1 protein-coding gene is annotated in these 561 nt (G+C 34.8%); it reads left to right on the forward strand.

Annotated features, from left to right (window positions below):
- Positions 1 to 21 precede the first annotated feature (21 nt).
- On the forward strand, positions 22 to 561 hold a 540-nt coding region (locus SB717_RS33440; protein ID WP_410907095.1), incomplete at its 3' end, for a TcaA NTF2-like domain-containing protein.

Here is a 561-nt window from a genome sequence, read left to right on the forward strand (position 1 = left end):
AAAAAAGGTGTTTTTTTATTAATGACGGTAACTTCTTTACTGGTTTCTGGATGTCAACAAGAAGAAAAGGTTGATTCAAAATCAGGAGAAACTGGGGAGGTTAGTAGCCAGGAGACCAGTGATAATAGTGCTACTAAAACAAATCAAGATAGTAATAATGCTACAGACAACGAAACTGGAGAATCTTTAACTATAAAAGGTAGTGATCATGCAAGTGCTGTTCACAAAAATAGTAATCAGGAAAACGCAACTAATTCAAATACAGTCTCCGACGACGCTTTTGTTACTAAAGATACAGCAGCTCTAGTAATGGCTGATTACATAAATGGACTAACAACTGCAATTAATACAGGTCAATTCAGTAACGTTGGACATGTTTTAAAAGGTTCGTTATACAATGACCAACAATCATTAGTAAGCAACTTATATAAGAAGGGTATTAAAGAGAACTGGGTAGATTATTCTGTAGTGAATTTTACGAAATCAGGTAACTCTTCTGATGGGCCTCTTTATAACATACAAACTGTAGAGACTGTATCTGTTATACAACCAGATGGATCT

Origin of the sequence: Priestia sp. SIMBA_032, assembly GCF_046535215.1 — a bacterium.
GTDB classification, from domain to species: Bacteria; Bacillota; Bacilli; order Bacillales; family Bacillaceae_H; genus Priestia; species Priestia aryabhattai.